At 71.6% G+C, this 17,619-nt stretch carries 19 protein-coding genes, 1 tRNA gene and 1 pseudogene; 7 read left to right on the forward strand and 14 right to left on the reverse strand.

The features are described 5' to 3' along the window. Positions 1 to 20: 20 nt before the first annotated feature. The 10 genes from OG2516_RS03415 to prfA form a co-directional block, all read right to left on the reverse strand. Positions 21 to 419, reverse strand: a complete 399-nt coding sequence (locus tag OG2516_RS03415) for a hypothetical protein (protein WP_007254218.1) — start codon at positions 417 to 419, stop codon at positions 21 to 23. 24 nt (positions 420 to 443) lie between these two features. Then, positions 444 to 1,445, reverse strand: a complete 1,002-nt coding sequence (locus tag OG2516_RS03420) for an endonuclease/exonuclease/phosphatase family protein (protein ID WP_007254219.1) — start codon at positions 1,443 to 1,445, stop codon at positions 444 to 446. A 10-nt stretch (positions 1,446 to 1,455) separates the two neighbouring features. Next, the gene (locus tag OG2516_RS03425) at positions 1,456 to 2,139 is read right to left on the reverse strand and encodes a molecular chaperone DjiA (protein ID WP_007254220.1); all 684 of its coding nucleotides are present in this window, start codon (positions 2,137 to 2,139) and stop codon (positions 1,456 to 1,458) included. A gap of 31 nt (positions 2,140 to 2,170) precedes the next feature. Further along, on the reverse strand, positions 2,171 to 2,641 hold the full coding sequence (locus OG2516_RS03430) for a GNAT family N-acetyltransferase (protein WP_007254221.1): 471 nt from the start codon (positions 2,639 to 2,641) through the stop codon (positions 2,171 to 2,173). Beyond that, positions 2,638 to 3,237 carry a VOC family protein gene (locus OG2516_RS03435; RefSeq protein WP_007254222.1) on the reverse strand — a complete coding sequence of 200 codons (600 nt, stop codon included), beginning with the start codon at positions 3,235 to 3,237 and terminating at the stop codon, positions 2,638 to 2,640. Before OG2516_RS03435 ends, OG2516_RS03430 begins: the two co-directional genes overlap by 4 nt. A 14-nt stretch (positions 3,238 to 3,251) precedes the next feature. Then, the gene (locus OG2516_RS03440) at positions 3,252 to 4,241 is read right to left on the reverse strand and encodes a molybdopterin-binding protein (protein WP_007254223.1); all 990 of its coding nucleotides are present in this window, start codon (positions 4,239 to 4,241) and stop codon (positions 3,252 to 3,254) included. Continuing rightward, on the reverse strand, positions 4,241 to 5,218 hold the full coding sequence (locus OG2516_RS03445; protein WP_007254224.1) for an XdhC family protein: 978 nt from the start codon (positions 5,216 to 5,218) through the stop codon (positions 4,241 to 4,243). The genes OG2516_RS03440 and OG2516_RS03445 overlap by 1 nt, the downstream gene beginning before the upstream one ends. A 249-nt stretch (positions 5,219 to 5,467) precedes the next feature. Further along, positions 5,468 to 5,965, reverse strand: coding sequence for a DUF4167 domain-containing protein (locus OG2516_RS03450; RefSeq protein WP_007254225.1), 498 nt, complete (start codon positions 5,963 to 5,965; stop codon positions 5,468 to 5,470). A gap of 295 nt (positions 5,966 to 6,260) precedes the next feature. After that, on the reverse strand, positions 6,261 to 7,130 hold the full coding sequence (prmC, locus tag OG2516_RS03455) for a peptide chain release factor N(5)-glutamine methyltransferase (RefSeq protein WP_007254227.1): 870 nt from the start codon (positions 7,128 to 7,130) through the stop codon (positions 6,261 to 6,263). After that, on the reverse strand, positions 7,127 to 8,182 hold the full coding sequence (gene prfA, locus OG2516_RS03460) for a peptide chain release factor 1 (protein WP_007254228.1): 1,056 nt from the start codon (positions 8,180 to 8,182) through the stop codon (positions 7,127 to 7,129). Before prfA ends, prmC begins: the two co-directional genes overlap by 4 nt. A 97-nt stretch (positions 8,183 to 8,279) precedes the next feature. On the opposite strand from prfA, the gene mazG reads away from it, so the two are divergent. The 5 genes from mazG (at position 8,280) to OG2516_RS03485 (ending at position 12,865) form a co-directional block, all read left to right on the forward strand. After that, a complete protein-coding gene (gene mazG, locus OG2516_RS03465) occupies positions 8,280 to 9,092 on the forward strand; it encodes a nucleoside triphosphate pyrophosphohydrolase (protein ID WP_007254229.1) in 813 nt (270 codons plus the stop codon). 76 nt (positions 9,093 to 9,168) lie between these two features. Continuing rightward, positions 9,169 to 10,173, forward strand: a complete 1,005-nt coding sequence (locus OG2516_RS03470) for a Fe(3+) ABC transporter substrate-binding protein (protein ID WP_007254230.1) — start codon at positions 9,169 to 9,171, stop codon at positions 10,171 to 10,173. Positions 10,174 to 10,228: 55 nt separating this feature from the next. Further along, entirely contained in the window at positions 10,229 to 11,200 is a 972-nt protein-coding gene (locus OG2516_RS03475) for a zinc transporter ZntB (RefSeq protein ID WP_007254231.1), read from the forward strand. 75 nt (positions 11,201 to 11,275) lie between these two features. Then, complete coding sequence (guaB, locus tag OG2516_RS03480) at positions 11,276 to 12,724, forward strand: IMP dehydrogenase (protein ID WP_007254232.1); 1,449 nt, start codon at positions 11,276 to 11,278, stop codon at positions 12,722 to 12,724. A 67-nt stretch (positions 12,725 to 12,791) separates the two neighbouring features. Beyond that, a tRNA-Gly gene (locus OG2516_RS03485) sits at positions 12,792 to 12,865 on the forward strand. Positions 12,866 to 12,917: 52 nt separating this feature from the next. On the opposite strand, the gene OG2516_RS03490 is transcribed toward OG2516_RS03485, so the two are convergent. The 4 genes from OG2516_RS03490 to OG2516_RS18860 are packed head-to-tail and all read right to left on the reverse strand — an operon-like array spanning position 12,918 to position 16,093. Next, complete coding sequence (locus OG2516_RS03490) at positions 12,918 to 13,883, reverse strand: YihY/virulence factor BrkB family protein (RefSeq protein WP_040614951.1); 966 nt, start codon at positions 13,881 to 13,883, stop codon at positions 12,918 to 12,920. Next, a complete protein-coding gene (locus OG2516_RS03495; RefSeq protein WP_007254234.1) occupies positions 13,883 to 15,103 on the reverse strand; it encodes a DUF3618 domain-containing protein in 1,221 nt (406 codons plus the stop codon). The genes OG2516_RS03490 and OG2516_RS03495 overlap by 1 nt, the downstream gene beginning before the upstream one ends. Further along, positions 15,093 to 15,491: a phage holin family protein gene (locus tag OG2516_RS03500; RefSeq protein WP_007254235.1), complete on the reverse strand. Its 399-nt coding sequence runs from the start codon at positions 15,489 to 15,491 to the stop codon at positions 15,093 to 15,095. The genes OG2516_RS03495 and OG2516_RS03500 overlap by 11 nt, the downstream gene beginning before the upstream one ends. Then, positions 15,488 to 16,093 carry a V-type ATP synthase subunit E family protein gene (locus OG2516_RS18860; protein ID WP_007254236.1) on the reverse strand — a complete coding sequence of 202 codons (606 nt, stop codon included), beginning with the start codon at positions 16,091 to 16,093 and terminating at the stop codon, positions 15,488 to 15,490. Before OG2516_RS18860 ends, OG2516_RS03500 begins: the two co-directional genes overlap by 4 nt. Positions 16,094 to 16,470: 377 nt before the next feature. On the opposite strand from OG2516_RS18860, the pseudogene OG2516_RS20630 reads away from it, so the two are divergent. Further along, positions 16,471 to 17,034 (forward strand): annotated as a pseudogene (locus OG2516_RS20630) (fasciclin domain-containing protein); the annotation flags it as partial. Between the two features lie 27 nt (positions 17,035 to 17,061). Then, positions 17,062 to 17,556: a fasciclin domain-containing protein gene (locus tag OG2516_RS20635; RefSeq protein ID WP_245544297.1), complete on the forward strand. Its 495-nt coding sequence runs from the start codon at positions 17,062 to 17,064 to the stop codon at positions 17,554 to 17,556. Positions 17,557 to 17,619 lie beyond the last annotated feature (63 nt).

Raw genomic sequence — 17,619 nt, forward strand, 5'->3', positions numbered from 1 at the left:
CCGGCCCCCGCGGCCTCACCTCAGAGCTCGATCGCCCCGTCGGGCCCGTACTCCGCGTCGTCCGGCGCTTCCCAGGGCGGGGCGTCGGGGCGGCGGCGGATGATGATATCGCCGTTGGGCAGGATCTCGGGGCGCTCGTAGTAGGTGATCTCGTCGATCAGCCGCATCATCTCGACGATCGCCGGCCCCATCTCGTCGGCGAACAGCCGCAGCCCGTCACGCATCTCCTCCGACAGCCCCTCGAGATCGTCGAGCGCCGGCTCCAGCTCGTTGAGCAGGCCCCGGAAGAGCAGCTTGGCACCCTCCTCCATCAGGTTCAGCCCGTCCTCGACAGGCTCGTTGGCGGGCGGGTCGTCCTGCTGCGCGTGGGCGGGGAGCAGGGCGAGGGAGAGGGCGGCGGAGAGGATTAGGCGTTTCATAGCCCCGGATCTAGCGCGCGCGGTTCACGCGTCGAGATCGAGGCTCACGGGGAAATGGTCCGACGCGGTCAGCAGCGCGTGGCGCAGGTCCGGGTCGGCGAACAGCGCCGGATCCTCGAAAGGGTGCCAGATCCGCCAGGCCGGATAGCGCGCCGCGAGATCGGGCGAGACCATCACGTAGTCGAGCATCGCCGCCAGGAAGCGCCCGTCGGGCGGCACCCGGAAGCGCGCCGACGAGGGCCGCGCCAGCGTCGGGCGCGACAGGATCGCGGCGGCGTGCGGATCGTGGAGCTGCAGCTCTTCGCCGATGCCCAGCACGATCTCGACGCCCGAGCGGCCGAACAGCTTCTCGTACTCGTCGAGACCGGGGCCGTCGTTGAAGTCGCCGAGCACGATCAGGCTGTCGCCGCGCGCCAGCTGCGCCTCGACGCGCCGGCGCAGCCAGATGCATTGGGCGAGCTGCTTGCGCCGGTTGGCGATGGAGATGCGCAGGATCTCCGCCGCGCTACGCGCCCCGTGCGGCGCCTTCGACTTCACGTGCACCCCGATCAGCCGCAGCCGGTTGCCCGCGCGGGTGGTCACCGCGAGCTCGAGCGGCGGCTTCGAAAAGCGCACCGTTTCGGGCGCGCTGTCGATGTCGAGGTCGATGCGCAGCTGCTTGTCGAAGCGCGGCGCGCCGAGGTCGAGCGGGTCGTGGCGGACCTCCAGCGCGTCCGGGTCGTAGAGCAGCGCGATCTCCTGCTGGGTCTGGTTCACGTACCCCATCACCGCCTCGCGCGCCCGCAGCCCGAAGTGCGCGGCGAAGTTGCGCAGCGCGGCCACGCCGTCGCGCCGGGCGTGGCTGTCGGGCGCCTCGACCACCATCACCGCGTCGGCGTCGAGCGCGCCGAACACCGCGCCGAGCGCGTTCAGCTGGTCGCGCCGGGTGACGTCGCGGCGGGCCGACCAGTCGTCGTCCTCGAGCAGGTGGCCGGCATCGTCGAACAGGCTGGCGAACCATTCGACGTTGTAGGTGGCGATCCTCACCCGCGCCGCCTCACGAGGCCCGCGCGGCGCTGATCTCCTCCCACGCCCGGTTGATCGCGATGAGCCGCTTCTCGGCCAGCTTGACGGCCTCCTCGGGCACGCCGCGCGCGATCATCCGGTCGGGGTGGCTGTCGCGCACCTGCGCCCGCCACGCGTCGCGGACCTCCTCGAGCGGCGCCTCGCGCGTCACCCCGAGCACCTCGTAGGGGTCGCGCTCCGCGTCGGGCACGAAGCGCGCCCGCAGTCGCTTGAAGCGCGCCTCGTCCCAGCCGAAGATCTGCGCCACCCGGTTCAGAAACTCGTCCTCGCCGGGATGGTAGTCGCCATCGGCGAGCGCGATGTGGAACAGCCCCTCGAGCAGGTCGCCGAGCGCCTCGGCCTCGTCGTCGAACATCCGCGCGATGCGCGCGGCGTAGTCCTCGAACCCGGCCACGTCGGTGCGCGCGAGGTTGTAGACCCGCGCCGCGTTGGCCTCCTGCGCGGGCGGGATGTGGAACACCTCGCGAAACGCCGTCACCTCGTCGCGCGTGACGAGCCCGTCGGCCTTGGCCATCTTCGCCCCGAGCGCGATCACGGCGATGGCGAACGCCGCGCGGCGCTCGGGCGGCGAGCGCAGGCTGTCGAACACCGCCGCCAGCCCCTCGCCCGAGCGCAGGGCCGCAAGCGCGTCGGCAATGCGGGACCAGATCGACATGACGCCTTCCTAGCGGCTGCGGCCGGGAATGTCAGAGCCGTTTTTGCATCAGCACGAGGTCGAGCCAGCGGCCGAACTTGCGCCCCACCTCGGCCAACCGTCCGGCCTCCTCGAAGCCCAGCCTCGCGTGGAACGCCAGCGCGCCCGCATTCTCCGCGCTGATCGCCGCGACCAGCACATGCACCCCCTGCCCCGCCGCTTCCGCCTCGAGCGCCGCCACCAGCCGCCGCCCCAGCCCCTGCCCGCGCGCGGCCTCGGTCAGATGCACCGTCAGCTCCGCCGTGTGCCGGTAGCCGCTGCCGCCCCGGAACGGCCCGAAGGTGGCGAAGCCCGCCACCGCGCCCGCCCGCTCGGCGACCAGCACCGGGCGCTCCGCGATCAGCTCCGTCACCGCCGCGACGCTCTTCGGCTCGGAGGCGAAGGTGACGGTGGTGGTCTCGATGATCCCGTTCCAGACCGCCGCGATGGCGGTGGCGTCCTGCGTTCGGGCGGCGCGGATCATGCCAGCCGCCGCTGCCCGCCGGGGGTGTCGATCAGCGCCGCCAGCCCTACTGGCCCGGTGCGGAAGGCGATCCGCCCGTCCTCCAGCGGCAGTGCCGCCGCGATCCGCTCCGCCTCGGGGTGCGACACCTCGAGCCGCGCCAGCCGGCAGCCGCTGTCGGGCAGCCGCGCCGCCGGCGGCGTCACCCCCGCGCCCCACTCGAGCAGCGTCGGAAAGGCGCCGCCGTCCGGCAGCCCGCCGTCCTCGGGCACCGCGATGCGCCAATGCAGCTCGCCCCGCTCCAGCGGCACCGCGCGCCCCAGCCCCGGCGGCGCGACCGCGAGCGCCGCGTCGAGATCGGGCACGGCGCAGATCCAGTTGCCGAGCCGGGGCGCGCCGGCGTGGTCGAGCCCGAACCAGCGCGGCCCCGCCACCTCCGCCCCCGGCTCGGGCGCGATGACCTCGAGGTAGATGTCCCCCAGCCCCAGCAGCCGGTTGTGGGTGCCGAACCGCGCATGCCGCCCGCCCGGCCCCAGCGCCACGCCGAGCGCGGCTTCGGTCGCGGCGACGCCCTCGGCGAGGTCGGCGCAGCAGACGGCGATGTGGTCGAGACGCATGGGCAACTCCAGTGCTAGCGGCGGTGGTCGCGCGGGCGCGGGCGGGTCGGGATTTCCTTGAGCAGCCCGCCCACGCCCATCGCGGCGATGTCGTCCGGGCCGACCGGCACGCCGCAGACCACGCGCTCCAGCACCCAGTCCGCCCCGTTGAGCGCCGGCGAGCGCGCGCAGCCGGGCAGCCCGATCACGGGCCGGCCGGCGATGTCGCCCAGGAACAGCAGGTTGCCCGGGTCGACCGGCATCCCGAACCGCACCAGCTCGCCCCCCGCCGCGCGCAGCGCCGCCGGGCCGACATCGGCCGCGTCCGAAGTCGCCGAGCCGGTCAGGACGAGCACCAGGTCCTCCTCGCGCCCCGCCAGCGCCTCGGCCAGCGGCGCCACGTCGTGCGCCACCTTCGGCGCGATGGCGAGGTCGATCCCGAGGCGCGCGAGCCGCTCGCGCATCGCCTCCGCGCCCTTGCCCGACTGTTCGCGCCCCAGCGCGACCTCCGTCTCGATCAGCGCCGCGGAGCGCAGCACCGGCGCGGCGAAGCCGAGCGCCCCGGCCCCCGTGGCGCAGGCCTGCGCCAGCGCGGCCTCGGGCACGCCGTAGGAGATGATCTTGACCGTCGCCACCATCGTCCCCTCGGCGCAGCGCTGCCACGGCGGCACCGTCGCCACGGTGATCATCGGGTCGATCCCGTTCAGCGCCGCCACCGCCCCCGCCTCGACCCGCGCCACGCCCGGGCCGGGCGCGAACAGGTTGACCCGCCCCGTTGCCGCCCGCGACAGCCGCAGCCCGTCGCCCGCCAGCGCCTCGGCGAGCCGCGCGGCGGCCGCGTCCTCGCCGACGTCGCCGGGCTCGAGCCGCGCCACCGTCACCTCCGCCAGCCCCGCCGCCGCGAGCGCCGCCGCGTCGTCCTCGTCGAGCGCGCGGCCCTTCTTCCAGCGCGCCGCGCCGACCGTGAGCGAATGGGCGAGGATCGTCCCCGACGCTTCGGCCGGGGGCACCGGGCCGAACCGCATCAGCCGCGCCTCAGGGTCTGGGTGATCTCCGCCATCACCGCCAGCGCGATCTCCGCCGGCGAGCGCCCGCCGAGGTCCAGCCCCACCGGTGCATGGATGCGCGCGATCGCGGCGTCGTCGACGCCCGCCGCCCGCAGCCGCTCGACCCGCTTGGCATGGGTCCGCGTCGAGCCGAGGCAACCGAGGTAAAAGGCGTCCGAGCCGAGCGTCGCGCGGATCGCCGGGTCGTCGAGCTTGGGATCGTGGGTCAGGGTCACGACGGCGGTGCGCGCGTCAAGCCCGTAGGCGGCGAGCGCCTCGTCGGGCCAGTCCTCGAGGATCGTCTCGCCGGGGAACCGCGCCGCCGAGCCGAAGGCGGGGCGCGGGTCGATCAGCACCGGGTCGTAGCCACAGGCCCGCGCCATCGGCAGCAGGTGCTGCGCGATGTGCACCGCGCCCACGACGACCATACGCAGCGGCGGGTTGTAGACGCTTACGAAGGTCCGCCCGTCGGGCTCCACGCCGGAGCGGTCCAGCCGGAACCGCTCCGGGTACTCTTCGGCCCCGGCGATCCGCCGCGCGCCGCTCTCCAGATCGACCAGGTAGGCCACCGGCCGCCGCGCCGCGCGCGCCGCGACGATCTCCTCGAGCAGCGCCACCGGCAGCGCCAGGCCCAGCGGCTCGAGCAGCACCCGGATCGTGCCGCCGCAGGCCAGGCCCACGGCGAAGGCGTCGTCGTCGCTCACCCCGTAGGTCAGCTGGCGCATCTCGCCGCCGCCGACCGCCTCCAGCGCCTCGGCCACGACCGCCCCCTCGACGCAGCCGCCCGAGACCGATCCTTCCATCTCGCCCCCGCCAGAGATCGCGAGCAGCGAGCCGACGGGGCGCGGCGACGAGCCCCAGGTCTCGATCACCGTCGCCAGCACGGCTCCCTTGCCGGCGCGATGCCAGTCGAGGGCGGTCTCGAGGGTGGTGTCGTAGCTGTCGATGCGGGTCATGCTGCGGCCTCCGCGCGCCAATCTACGCCCGCCACCCGCCGGCGCAAGCAACCCCGGCGGAGGGCCCGGCCGCGACCGGCGGCAGCCTCCGGCGGGGATATTTTCAGAACAGAGGGCGGGGGCGCGGCGCGAGGACGTCTCTGTTCTTCAAATATCCAGGATCCAGCGGCCCCAACGAAAGCGACGCCCCGGGTGGAGCGTCGCCTCGGAACTTGCTGCAAGGAGTGGGCGCGGACGCGCGCCGCCGGATCACTCGGCGGCTTCGGGGGCCGAATCCTGGCCGTCGTTGGGCGACGGGTTGCCCGGGGACTGGCCGTCGTCCGCGGGCTTCTTGCGGGCGCGGGAGCGGCGGGGCTTCTTGGCCGGCGGCTCGTCGCCCTTGGGCTGGGGCGGCTCGTTGCGCGCCTCGGGGGTGTCGACGAGGTCGGAGCCGCCGCTGGTGTCGGGCTGCTCGCCCGAGCCGGACTCGTTGGAGGCCTGTTCCTGCGCCTTCAGGCGCTCGGCGCGCTCGCGGTCGCGCTCGGCCTGGCGTTCGCGGTTCTGGCGCTCCTGCTCCTCGCGCTTCTGGTCGACTTCCTTCGTCGCCTCGGCGAGCATCCGCGTGTAGTGCTCGGCGTGCTGGGCGAAGTTCTCGGCATCGACCCGGTCGCCGGCGAGCTGGGCGTCGCGGTGCAACTGGTTGTACTTGTCGATGATCTGCTGCGGGGTGCCGCGCACCTTGCCGTCGGGGCCCGAGGAATCGAACACGCGGTTGATGATGTTGCCGCCCGTCGGCCTGTTGCGGTTCTTAGACCCCCGCGAGCGTGACTTGGATGATCTCATGAAACGTCCGTTTCCGCCTGGTGATTTGCTTTGCCCGAGCCCGGCGCGCCTCGCGCGCGTCTGTCGAAGTGAGCCGGTCGATGTCTGGCGACTGATCGGGGGAGGCCTCGAAGAGGCCCGCTTCCCGCGACATCTCTGACTAAACACGCCGCACCGGGCCTTTCAAGGGGTTTTCGTGCGCACAGAGTGCTTTTCGACGTATGACAGCGCACTTTATCGCTCAGGCGCGCCGGCCGAGCACCACCCGGTCGCGGCCGTCGAGGTCCTGCACGATGCGCACGTCGGAGAGCCCGGCCTCGAGCATCAGGGCCGCGACGGCCATGCCCTGGGCCGGGCCGATCTCGACCATCAGCCGTCCGCGGGGCGCGAGGTGGGCGGGGGCGGAGGCGACGATCTCGCGGTAGGCGGTGAGCCCGTCGGCGCCGTCGGTCAGCGCGATGCGCGGCTCGTGCTCGCGCACCGTCGCGTCGAGGGCCTGCCACTCGTCCTCCGTCACGTAGGGCGGGTTCGACACGATCAGCGCGAAGCCGGGCATGTCGGCGCCGAACTCGGCGGCGAGCGGCGCGTACCAGCTCCCCTGCAGCAGCAGCGCACGCTCCTCGAGGCGGAAGGCGTTGCGGTTCCACCAGGCGACTTCGAACGCCGCGGGCGACAGCTCGACGCCGGCGCCCCAGACCTCCGGATGCCCCATCGCCTCCATCTCCGCCAGCAGGGTCAGCAGGATGCAGCCCGAGCCCATGCCGAGATCGAGCACCTGCGCGAACGGCTCGGCGAGCGCCGCCTCGATCAGCGTCTCGGTCTCGGGGCGCGGGTCGAGCACGTCGGGGGTGACGAGGAACTCGCGGCCGTAGAACATGCGCCGCCCGGTGAGGTGCGAGACCGGCTCGTGGGCGGCGCGGCGGGTGATGAGCTGGCGGTAGATGGCGAGCGCGTCCGCCGGCACCGGCTCGGGCAGGATCAGCGTCAGCCGCCCCGGCGGCACCTTCAGCGCGTGGGCGAACAGCCGGCGGGCGTCGCGCCCCGGATCGGGGATGCCGGCCGCGGCGAGGGTGCGGGTCGCAGCGACGAGCGCCTCGGAGCCGGTCGTCACTTCTCCATCTCCGCGAGCTGGCGCGCCTGGGTCTCGGCGATCAGCGCGTCGATCGTCTCGTCGAGGTCGCCGCCGAGGATTTCCTCGAGCCGGTAGAGGGTGAGGTTGATCCGGTGGTCGGTCATGCGCCCCTGCGGGAAGTTGTAGGTGCGGATCCGCTCGGAGCGGTCGCCGCTGCCGACCTGCGCCTTGCGCGCGGCGGAGCGTTCGTCGGAGGCGCGCTGGCGCTCCATGTCGAACAGCCGGGTCTTGAGCACCTGCATCGCGATCTCGCGGTTCCTGTGCTGGCTCTTCTCGGAGCTGGTGACGACGAGGCCGGTGGGCAGGTGGGTGATGCGCACCGCGCTGTCGGTGGTGTTGACGTGCTGGCCGCCGGCGCCCGAGGCGCGCATCGTGTCGATGCGGATGTCGGCGGGCGCGATGTCGATGTCCACGTCGGCCGCCTCAGGCAGCACCGCGACCGTGGCGGCGGAGGTGTGGATGCGCCCGCCGCTCTCGGTCTCGGGCACCCGCTGGACCCGGTGCACGCCGCTCTCGAACTTCAGCCGCGCGAAGACCCCGTCGCCCGCCACCCGCGCCGTCAGCTCGCGGATGCCGCCGAGCTCGGTGGCCTGCTCGTCGATGATCTCGAAGCTCCAGCCCTTCGCGTCGGCGTAGCGCTGGTACATGCGCAGCAGGTCGGCGGCGAACAGCGCCGCCTCCTCGCCGCCGGTGCCGGGGCGGATCTCGATCATCGCGGGGCGTGCGTCGGCCGCGTCGCGCGGCAGCAGGGCGAGCCGCAGGGCCTGCTCCGCCTCCGGCAGCGCCTCCTTGAGGCGCGCGATCTCCTCCTCGGCGAGGCCGCGCATCTCGGGCTCGGCGAGCATCGCCTGCGCCTCCTCGAGCTCGGCGGTGAGGGCGCGGTAGCGGGCGATGGTCTCCACCACCGGCTTGAGGTCGGAATATTCGCGCGCGATGGCGATCATCTCGGCGCCCGGCGCGCCCTCGGCCATGCGGGCCTCGAGATATTGCTGGCGGGCGACGATCTGGTCGAGCGTGTCGTTGGGGATCATGGAACGGTCTGTCACCGATCGGCCGGGCGCGGTCAAGGCTCCGCCCGCGAGGCAATTCGCCGTTGCCCTCGCCGGCGGGCCCGCTAGCCTGCCGCCCATGAACGACATCGTCCACGACCCGCACGGCGGCCTGCCCCGCCTGATCGAGATCATGCGCCGCCTGCGCGACCCGAAGACGGGCTGTCCGTGGGACATCGAGCAGACCTTCGCCACCATCGCGCCCTACACGATCGAGGAGGCGCACGAGGTGGCCGACGCGATCGAGCGGCAGGCGTGGGACGAGCTGAAGGGCGAGCTGGGCGATCTGCTGTTCCAGTCGGTCTTTCACGCGCAGATGGCGTCCGAGCAGGGCCTGTTCGACATCCACGAGGTCGCCGACACGATGTCGGACAAGATGGTCGCCCGCCATCCGCACGTCTTCGGCGACGAGAGCCGCGACAAGTCGGCGGCGCAGCAGACGAAGGACTGGGAGGCGATCAAGGCCGCCGAGCGGGCGGCGCGCGCCGAGACGCGCACGCTCGACGGGGTGGCGCTGGGGCTGCCGGCCCTGCTGCGCGCGCTCAAGCTGCAGAACCGTGCCGCGCGGGTCGGGTTCGACTGGCCGGAGACGGCGCAGGTGCTCGACAAGCTCGTCGAGGAGGCGCGCGAGCTGGAGGCGGCGCGTGACCGGCTGGGGCACGACGAGATCGAGGACGAGATCGGCGACCTGCTGTTCGTGATGGCCAACCTCGCCCGCCACCTCGGCGTCGACCCCGAGAAGGCGCTGCGGCGCACGAACGCGAAGTTCACCCGACGCTTCAACCAGGTGGAGGACGATCTTCGCGCGCGCGGCAAGCGTCCGCAGGACAGCGACCTCGCCGAGATGGACGCGCTGTGGGACGCGGCGAAGGCGCGGGAAAAATCCGACTGATTTACTTTCCGCCCTTGACCCGACCAAAATAGTCAGCTTTCTCTGCGCCGGAGATCAAACCCCGGAGAGAGACCGCATGATCCTGCGAACCACCCTGCTCGCCACGCTCGCCGCCGGCACCGCCCTGCCCGCTCTGGCCGACGTCAACATCTACACCACCCGTCAGCCCGAGCTGATCCAGCCGGTGATAGATGCCTTCACCGAGAAGACCGGCATCGCCGTCAACCTCGCCCATGTCGACGAGGGCATCGTCGAGCGGCTCGAGGCCGAGGGCGAGCGGTCGCCCGCCGACCTGGTGATGACCGTGGATATCGCTAACCTGAAGCAGATCGTCGATGCCGGCGTGCTCCAGCCCGTCGACAGCGACGTGCTGACCGAGGCCGTGCCCGAGACCCTGCGCTCGCCCGAGAACCTCTGGTTCGGCCTCACCACCCGCGCCCGCATCGTCTACGCCTCCAAGGAGCGCGTCGCCGACGGCGAGGTGACGACCTACGAAGACCTCGCTTCCGACGCTTGGGAAGGCCGCATCTGCACCCGTTCGGGCACCCACAACTACAACCTCGCGCTGCTGTCGGCGATCATCGAGCACCACGGCGCGGACTACGCCCGCCAGTGGGCGGCCGACGTGCGCGACAACCTCGCCCGCAAGCCGCAGGGCAACGACCGCGCGCAGGTCCGCGCGATCTGGGCCGGCGAGTGCGACATCAGCCTCGGCAACACCTACTACATGGGCCTGATGGTCAACGACGAGGAGCAGTCCGAGTGGGCCGACTCGGTGCGCATCGTCTTCCCGACCTTCGAGGACGGCGGCACCCACGTGAACGTCTCCGGCATCGGCATGACCCAGTCCGCGCCCAACCGTGACGAGGCGCTGCAGCTGATGGAATTCCTCGTCTCCCCCGAGGCGCAGGCGATCTACGCCGAGGTGAACAACGAGTACCCGGTGCTCGAGGGCGCCGAGGTCTCCGAGCTCGTCGCGAGCTGGGGCGAGTTCACCCCGGACGACGTGGATCTCGCCAAGCTGGCCGATCACCGCGGCGAGGCGCTGCGGATCATCGAAGAGGTCGATTACGACGGCTGAGCCCGTCCCTGCACCGGCGCGGGAACCCATTCCCGCGCCGGTGGCTTGGCATCACATGCCAGATTGCATCCAGTTCGCCTACGCGCTCGCGCGCGACGACACGACAAGCCTCGAGAGCAGCGACGAGATCGCCGCCGCGCTGGCCGCGCCCGAGCCCTGCTGGGTCCACATGCGCTTCGACCACCCCGAGACGGAGCCGTGGATCGACGCCAACCTCGCCTACCTCCCCGAAACGGCCCGCGACGCCCTGCTCGAGAACCAGACCCGCCCGCGCGCCTCGGTGATCGGCGACGGCCTGCTGGTGATCCTGCGCGGCGTGAACACCAATCCCGGCGACGAGCCCGAGGACATGGTCGCGATCCGGCTCTGGGTCGAGGCGGGCCGGGTCGTCTCCATCGGGCGGCGGCCGCTGGCGAGCGTCGAGGAGCTGGCCGCGCGAGTGGCCGCCGGCGACGGCCCGCGCCGCGCGGGCGCGCTGCTGGCGGCGCTCATCGAGGGGCTGAACCGGCGCATCGACGACTACCTCGCCGACCTCGACGACCAGGGCGACGTGCTCGAGGAGCGCGTGCTGCGCGAGCCCGACCGGCCCTTGCGCAATTCCGTTACCGACATCCGCGGCGAGCTCGTCGACGTGCGCCGCTTCCTGATCCCGCAACGCGAGGCGGCTCACACGCTGTCGCGCGCCCGCGCCGCCGTGCTCCAGGAGGACGACGCCGACCGCCTCGCCGAGAGCCACGAGCGCCTGGTGCGCGCCGTCGAGGAGACGGAATCGCTGCGCGAGCGGATGGTGGTCGTCTCCGACGAGCTCAACACCGCCCTCTCCGACCGGCTCAACCGCAACCTCTACCTGCTGTCGATGATCTCGGCGATTTTCCTGCCGCTCGGCGTGCTGACCGGCCTGATGGGCGTCAACCTCGCCGGGATGCCCGGCGCGGCCTGGCCGCCGGCCTTCTGGGTCTTCACCGGCCTGCTCGGGGCGATCGTGGTGGTGCAGGTGCTGGTGCTGCGGGCGCTGCGGTGGGTGTGACCTTAGGGCTTTCTCCCCCGACGGCATCGTGACATAGCAAAGCGCCAAACGAGACCATCCCAAAGGAGCTGGCCGATGGAGATTCGCGAGGCACTCACCTTCGACGACGTACTGCTCGTCCCCGCAGCCTCGTCGGTGCTGCCGTCGACGGCCGACACCCGCACCCGCGTCACCCGCGACATCGCGCTCAACATCCCGCTGCTGTCGTCCGCGATGGACACGGTGACGGAGGCGCGCATGGCGATCCTCATGGCCCAGTACGGCGGCATGGGCGTCGTGCACCGGAATCTCGACGTCGCGGCGCAGGCCGAGGAGGTGCGGCAGGTGAAGCGCTTCGTCTCCGGAATCGTCTACAACCCCGTCACCCTCACCCCCGACCAGACCCTCGCCGACGCGCGCAAGCTGATGGAGCACTACCGCGTCACCGGCTTCCCCGTCGTCGACGGCGACGGCCGGGTGCTCGGCATCGTCACCAACCGCGACATGCGCTTCGCCTCCGACGACGACACCCCGGTGCGGGTGATGATGACCTCGGACAACCTCGCGATGCTCACCGAGCCCGCCGACCTCGACGAGGCCCGCAGCCTGATGAAGGCGCGGCGCATCGAGAAGCTGCTCGTCACCGACGGCGAGGGCAAGCTCACCGGCCTGCTGACGCTCAAGGACACCGAGCAGGCCGTGCTCAACCCGACCGCGTGCAAGGACCGGCTCGGCCGCCTGCGCGTCGCCGCCGCCTCCACCGTGGGCGACGCCGGCTTCGAGCGCAGCGAGGCGCTGGTGGACGCGGGCGTCGACATGATCGTCATCGACACCGCCCACGGCCATTCCGAGGGCGTGGCGCACGCTGTCGAGCGGGCCAAGAAGCTGTCGAACGAGGTGCAGGTCGTGGCCGGCAACGTCGCCACCGGCGAGGCGACCCGTGCCCTCATCGGCGCGGGCGCGGACGCGGTGAAGGTCGGCATCGGGCCGGGCTCCATCTGCACCACGCGCATGGTCGCGGGCGTCGGCGTGCCGCAGCTGACCGCGGTGATGGACTGCGCCGCCGCGGCCGGCGACGTGCCGGTGATCGCCGACGGCGGCATCAAGTTCTCCGGCGATTTCGCCAAGGCCATCGCCGCCGGCGCGTCCTGCGCCATGGTCGGCTCGATGATCGCCGGCACCGACGAGAGCCCCGGCGAGGTGATCCTCTACCAGGGCCGCTCCTACAAGGCCTACCGCGGCATGGGCTCGCTCGGCGCCATGGCGCGCGGCTCGGCCGACCGCTACTTCCAGAAGGACGCGGCCTCCGACAAGCTCGTCCCCGAGGGCATCGAGGGCCAGGTCCCCTACAAGGGCACCGCCGGGGCGGTCATCCACCAGCTCGTCGGCGGCCTGCGCGCGGCCATGGGCTACACCGGATGCGCCACCGTCGAGGAGATGCGCCGCAACTGTTCCTTCGTGAAGATCACCGGCGCGGGCCTGAAGGAAAGCCACGTGCACGACGTGCAGATCACCCGCGAGAGCCCGAACTACCGGATCGGCTGAAAGCGGGCGTGCCGGTGGGAGAGCGCTTGACCACGCGGCGGAGCGCGACTAATCAAGTCGACCTGAGGCGGGTGTAGCTCAATGGTAGAGCAGGAGCTTCCCAAGCTTAAGACGAGGGTTCGATTCCCTTCACCCGCTCCAGCTTCCCAATAATGCGCACGACGGGCCACGGCCTGCGCCGCGGCCCGGTCGCTCATTTCTCGTCCGTCTCTTCCGGCGGTTCGGGAAGGTTGTCGGCCTTCACCGCGCCCCGGGTGCCGCGCGGCATGGGCGGGCCGGTTGTGGTGTCGACGCGGGTCTGCAGCTCGATCTCGGAGTTGATCTCCGCGCCCATCAGCACCGCGTAGGACGACAGCCACAGCCACATCAGCAGCACGATCACGCCGCCGAGGGCGCCGAAGCTCTCGTTGTAGCTGCCGAAATTGTCGGCGTAGATGGCGAAGCCGACCGTCGCGACGATCCACAGGATGCAGCCGACGATGGCGCCCGGCGTGAGCCACTTCATCCGGGCCGAGGACCGGTCGGGCGCGAAGCGGTAGAGCAGCGCGAAGCCCCCCACCGCGAGCACCAGCAGCAGCGCCCAGCGGAAGGCGGCGATCAGGATCTCCGTCACCGGTCCGAGGTCGACGACGTTGAGCACCGCCGGCAGCACCACCGTCGAGGCGAGACCGAGCACGATGCCCACGATCAGCACCAGCGTCAGCGCCAGCGTCAGTGCGGTGCGCTTGATGAAGCCGCGCTGATCTTCCTCGTCGTAGGCGACGTTGATCCCCTCCATGAGGCTCGAGACGCCCTTGGAAGCCGAGTAGAGCGCGAGCAGGATGCCGAGCACGGCGGCCAGTCCGAGCCCGCCCTCCCGGCTGCCCGCCACTTCCTGCGCCTGGCCGATCAGGATATCGGCCGCGTCCTGCGGGAGCATCCCGCCGAGCGCCTGAAGCTGCTCGGTGATCTGCGCCGGCTCCATGACGAGGCCGGCGATGGCGATCATGGCGGTGATGGCGGGAAAAAGCGCGAGCAGACCGTAGAAAGCCACGCCAGCCGAGATGAGGCTGACGTGGTCGGAGCTGTTCTCCTTCCAGACGCGGAGAAGGATTTCCTTCCACCCCCGCGCAGGAATTTCGGTCGGCCCGTGGGCGTGATGACCGCGTGTGTCCGCCATCAGCTCTTCGGCTTGCCGAGGTTCTGGTTGTCCGCCTCGTCCTTGGCGGCGTCGGCAACGCGCTTGCCGGCGGACTTCGCCTCGTCGGCGGCGGCTTCGGCGGCGGACTTCGAGCCGGGCGCGGTCTCGTCCATGTCGGCGCGTTTCTCGTCGACGATCTTGCTCGCCTCGCCCAGAGCGGCCTTGCCGACCCGCTCGGCCTTCTCACGCTCTTCGTGGAAGATGCGCTCGGCCTCGTCGAAGAGGTCGTCACGGTAGCGGCCGAGATACTCGTCCTCGTAGCGCGTGCGCGGCAGGGCGGAGCCGAGGGCGGCCCCGACCGCGAGCGCCAGCGCACCGGCGACGAGCGGCTGCTCCTCGATGAAGTCGGTGGCGCTGTCGCGGCTGTAGTTCCAGCTGTCCGACGCGGTGCGGGCGGCACGGTCGCGCATGTCCATCGCGCGCTCGCGGGCGGCGATCACGCGCTCACGGGCGGCTTCCGAGAGGTTCTCGGTGCCGTGGGCGAGGGCATCGCGTGCACGGGCGGCACGGTCGGCGGCGCTGCGAGCGGCCCCCGAGGCGGCGCTCCCGGCGCTCGACGCGGCCCCCGAGACGGCTCCGCCGGCGGAGCGTGCGGCCCCGGCGACACCGGCCCCGGCGCTCTTGGCACCGCCAGCGACCGACCCGGCGGCGGACGACACGCCCGCCTTGCCGCGACCGGCGAGGTCGGAGGCCTTGTCGCCGATGCCACGGCCGCCCTCGTTGTCCGCGTCGAAGGCGCCACGGTCATACTCGCGCGCCCAGTCGGGATAGGTCCGCGAGGAGGCGGAGCGCTCGGTGACCGTCGGCGAGCGGTGCGAGGGAAGCTCGCGGCCCGTGCGATAGCCCTTGCTGCCGACGTAGCTGCTGTCGGCGGGCGGCGGGGACTGCAGGTCGTCATGGTCGTGACGGCGGCCGTAGTTGATCCGGCTGTTCTCCGCGAGCGGGTCGTAGGAGCGGCCAAACATCAACCACGCGAGGCCGACGCCGGTCAACGCCAAGGCGACGGGATTCTGCTTGACCGAGCGGGTCACGGCCTGGCCAACGTCGCCGCCGTGCTCGCGGAAGTTGCGGGTCAATTCCGAGATGACGGCCTCGGGGGTGAACTTCTCCTGCAGCGCGCGGACGGTGCCGGCGAGCTCGGTGCGCTCGCGCTCGATGTCGCGCTCGATTTCGTTCGGAGAGCGGGTGTCATTTGTCATTGTAGGCTCCCTGGACTGCGCGGGCGTCGCGCTTGACATTTTCGGCCGTGCGGGTGGGCGCAAGGCTCGAGAGTTGCAGATCGTTCGTGCCCTTCTTGAGCAGCACGTAGGCGATTATCGCGAACAGCACGCCGACGATCAGGGCCGACCAGCCGGCGTCGATCCCGGCTTCGGTGATCGCGGCCACGAGGGCGCCGGCGAGCACGTTCAGCGCGGTCAGCGCGATCACGCCGGCGGCGACGATCATGCCGATGGCGGCACCGGCCCGGCGGAGGTTCTGGTCGATCTCGGCGCGCGCGAGGTCCACTTCGGAGCGGACGAGCGAGCTCACATGCTGCAGCGCGTCGCCGACGAGGGACGTGGTGGACTCATGGGGCTTGTCGGTCATGACTGGGGTCCTTTCGTGGTCACGGCCGGCGAGGCGGGCGTGGTGGAGCCGGTGGCGGCGCCGCCGGTGGCGGGCGCGGAGGCCGGCGAGGCGGGCGCGGTGCCGACGGACGAGGCGCCAGTGGAGCTGCCGTAGTCGCTGCGGCCGTAATCCGACGTGCCCATGTTCTGGGCGCCGCTCTGCGAGGCGCGGGCCAGCCGGGCGCCGGCGAAGCCGAGCAGCGCCGCGCCGCCGAGGAAGGCGAGCGGGTTGCGGCGGCCGAAGTCCGCGACGTCGGAGACCATCTCGTTGATGCCCTTGCCGCGCACGGTGTCGGACAGGTCGGCCAGTGTTTCGGCCATGGTGCCGAACATCTGCTCCTGCGGCGAGCCGGAGCGCAGCTCGTCGGATGCCCGGCGCAGCGCGTCGCCGACCGAGCCGATCTCGTCGGCGATGCCCTCCTTGGCGCCCTCGGCGCGCTTCTGCGCCTGTTCGGTCGCCGTGTCGCGCAGACGACGGGCTTCCTCGGCGGCGCTGTCGCGCACGTCGCGCGCGGCCTCGGCGGAGGTGCTGGCGTCGGTCTTGCTGGTCTGGTTCGGGGGGGTTGTGCTGTTGTCAGTCATGAAAGATCCTTCCGGCTTCAAGCGACGAAATTGAGAATCGCGAGTACGATCACGACCAATCCGATGAGGTAGATGATGGCGTGCATCTCGGGCGCCTTTCCTTTCGGTTTGCCTTGATGGCTATGGCAAGCGAACGGTGCGGGCCCGCCGTTTGTTCCCGCAATCGTGACGACCTCGCCGCGAGATGTGAGGATTGTCTTCCGACGTAGCCACGGCTGCTCGCAGCTCAGTCTCCGCTGCACCCGCCACGCGGGCTCACCGAGCCGTGACCGATCATTTCACCGATTCCGCGAAACTCATCTCCGGGCGCTCCCGTGGCTGTGCTCACAACCACCTGCTCGAGCGCCCGCTCGACAGCGCCAACAGGAGAGACCGACATGACCCGCACCTTCAAGGCGACACTGCTCGCCGCCACCATGCTCACCCCCGCCGCCGCCTTCGCCGAGAGCCACGAGATGGGCGGCAACCCCACCGTCGGCGGCGCGCCGATGATGGCGGACATGAACATCATCGAAAACGCCGTGAACTCGCCGATCCACACCACCCTCGTCGCCGCCGTGCAGGCCGCCGGGCTCGTGGACACGCTCCAGGGCGAAGGCCCGTTCACCGTCTTCGCGCCCACCGACGACGCCTTCGCCAAGCTGCCCGAGGGCACCGTCGAGACGCTGGTGATGCCGGAGAACAAGGATCAGCTCACCAAGATCCTGACTTGCCACGTCGTCGCCGCGGACGCGATGTCGGACGCGATCATGGGCATGATCGAGGATGACGGCGGCCGTCACCCCGTCCCGACCGTCGGCGGCTGCACGCTGCAGGCCTTCATGGACGGCGACGACATCAAGCTCGAGGACGAGCAGGGCAACATCGCCACCGTCACTATCGCCGACGTCGACCAGTCCAACGGCGTGATCCACGTGATCGACACCGTGCTGCTGCCGGCGCAGGAAGAGGCCGCGGCCTCCGAGAGCATGGGCGCCGACGGCAACCCGACGGTCGGCGGCGCGCCGATGATGGCGGACATGAACATCATCGAGAACGCCGTGAACTCGCCAATCAACACCACCCTCGTGGCCGCCGTTCAGGCCGCCGGACTCGCCGAGACGCTGCAGGGCGACGGCCCGTTCACCGTCTTCGCCCCCACCGACGACGCCTTCGCCGCGCTTCCCGCCGGCACCGTCGAGTCGCTGCTCCAGCCGGAGAACCGCGCGACGCTCACCAAGGTGCTGACCGCCCACGTCGTGCCGGGCACCTGGACCTCGCAGGCCTTCATGGACGCCGCCGACAGCGAGGGCTTCGTGCACATGGAGACCGTCTCGGGCGACGCGCTGAGCGCGCAGGTGAAGTCGTCGGGCAACGTCTACATCTTCGACGAGAGCGGCAACGTGCGCGACGTGGTCACCGCCGACGTGATGCAGTCGAACGGCGTCATCCACGTGGTCGACGGCGTGCTCCTGCCGGAGTGAGCGCGGGCGGCACGGCGCGCGGCGCCGCGCTGACGGAAGAGGCGGCGCCTTCGCGGGCGCCGC

Source organism: Oceanicola granulosus HTCC2516, assembly GCF_000153305.1.
Taxonomy (GTDB): domain Bacteria; phylum Pseudomonadota; class Alphaproteobacteria; order Rhodobacterales; family Rhodobacteraceae; genus Oceanicola; species Oceanicola granulosus.

Excerpts from the sequence above, each read along its gene's own strand:
- OG2516_RS03415 (WP_007254218.1), bottom strand. The coding sequence starts at position 419 with ATGAAACGCCTAATCCTCTCCGCCGCCCTCTCCCTCGCCCTGCTCCCC.
- OG2516_RS03425 (WP_007254220.1), bottom strand. The coding sequence starts at position 2,139 with ATGTCGATCTGGTCCCGCATTGCCGACGCGCTTGCGGCCCTGCGCTCG.
- OG2516_RS03430 (WP_007254221.1), bottom strand. The coding sequence starts at position 2,641 with ATGATCCGCGCCGCCCGAACGCAGGACGCCACCGCCATCGCGGCGGTC.
- OG2516_RS03435 (WP_007254222.1), bottom strand. The coding sequence starts at position 3,237 with ATGCGTCTCGACCACATCGCCGTCTGCTGCGCCGACCTCGCCGAGGGC.
- OG2516_RS03440 (WP_007254223.1), bottom strand. The coding sequence starts at position 4,241 with ATGCGGTTCGGCCCGGTGCCCCCGGCCGAAGCGTCGGGGACGATCCTC.
- OG2516_RS03445 (WP_007254224.1), bottom strand. The coding sequence starts at position 5,218 with ATGACCCGCATCGACAGCTACGACACCACCCTCGAGACCGCCCTCGAC.
- prfA (WP_007254228.1), bottom strand. The coding sequence starts at position 8,182 with ATGATCCCCAACGACACGCTCGACCAGATCGTCGCCCGCCAGCAATAT.
- mazG (WP_007254229.1), top strand. The coding sequence starts at position 8,280 with ATGAACGACATCGTCCACGACCCGCACGGCGGCCTGCCCCGCCTGATC.
- OG2516_RS03470 (WP_007254230.1), top strand. The coding sequence starts at position 9,169 with ATGATCCTGCGAACCACCCTGCTCGCCACGCTCGCCGCCGGCACCGCC.
- OG2516_RS03475 (WP_007254231.1), top strand. The coding sequence starts at position 10,229 with ATGCCAGATTGCATCCAGTTCGCCTACGCGCTCGCGCGCGACGACACG.
- guaB (WP_007254232.1), top strand. The coding sequence starts at position 11,276 with ATGGAGATTCGCGAGGCACTCACCTTCGACGACGTACTGCTCGTCCCC.
- OG2516_RS03490 (WP_040614951.1), bottom strand. The coding sequence starts at position 13,883 with ATGGCGGACACACGCGGTCATCACGCCCACGGGCCGACCGAAATTCCT.
- OG2516_RS03495 (WP_007254234.1), bottom strand. The coding sequence starts at position 15,103 with ATGACAAATGACACCCGCTCTCCGAACGAAATCGAGCGCGACATCGAG.
- OG2516_RS03500 (WP_007254235.1), bottom strand. The coding sequence starts at position 15,491 with ATGACCGACAAGCCCCATGAGTCCACCACGTCCCTCGTCGGCGACGCG.
- OG2516_RS18860 (WP_007254236.1), bottom strand. The coding sequence starts at position 16,093 with ATGACTGACAACAGCACAACCCCCCCGAACCAGACCAGCAAGACCGAC.
- OG2516_RS20635 (WP_245544297.1), top strand. The coding sequence starts at position 17,062 with ATGGGCGCCGACGGCAACCCGACGGTCGGCGGCGCGCCGATGATGGCG.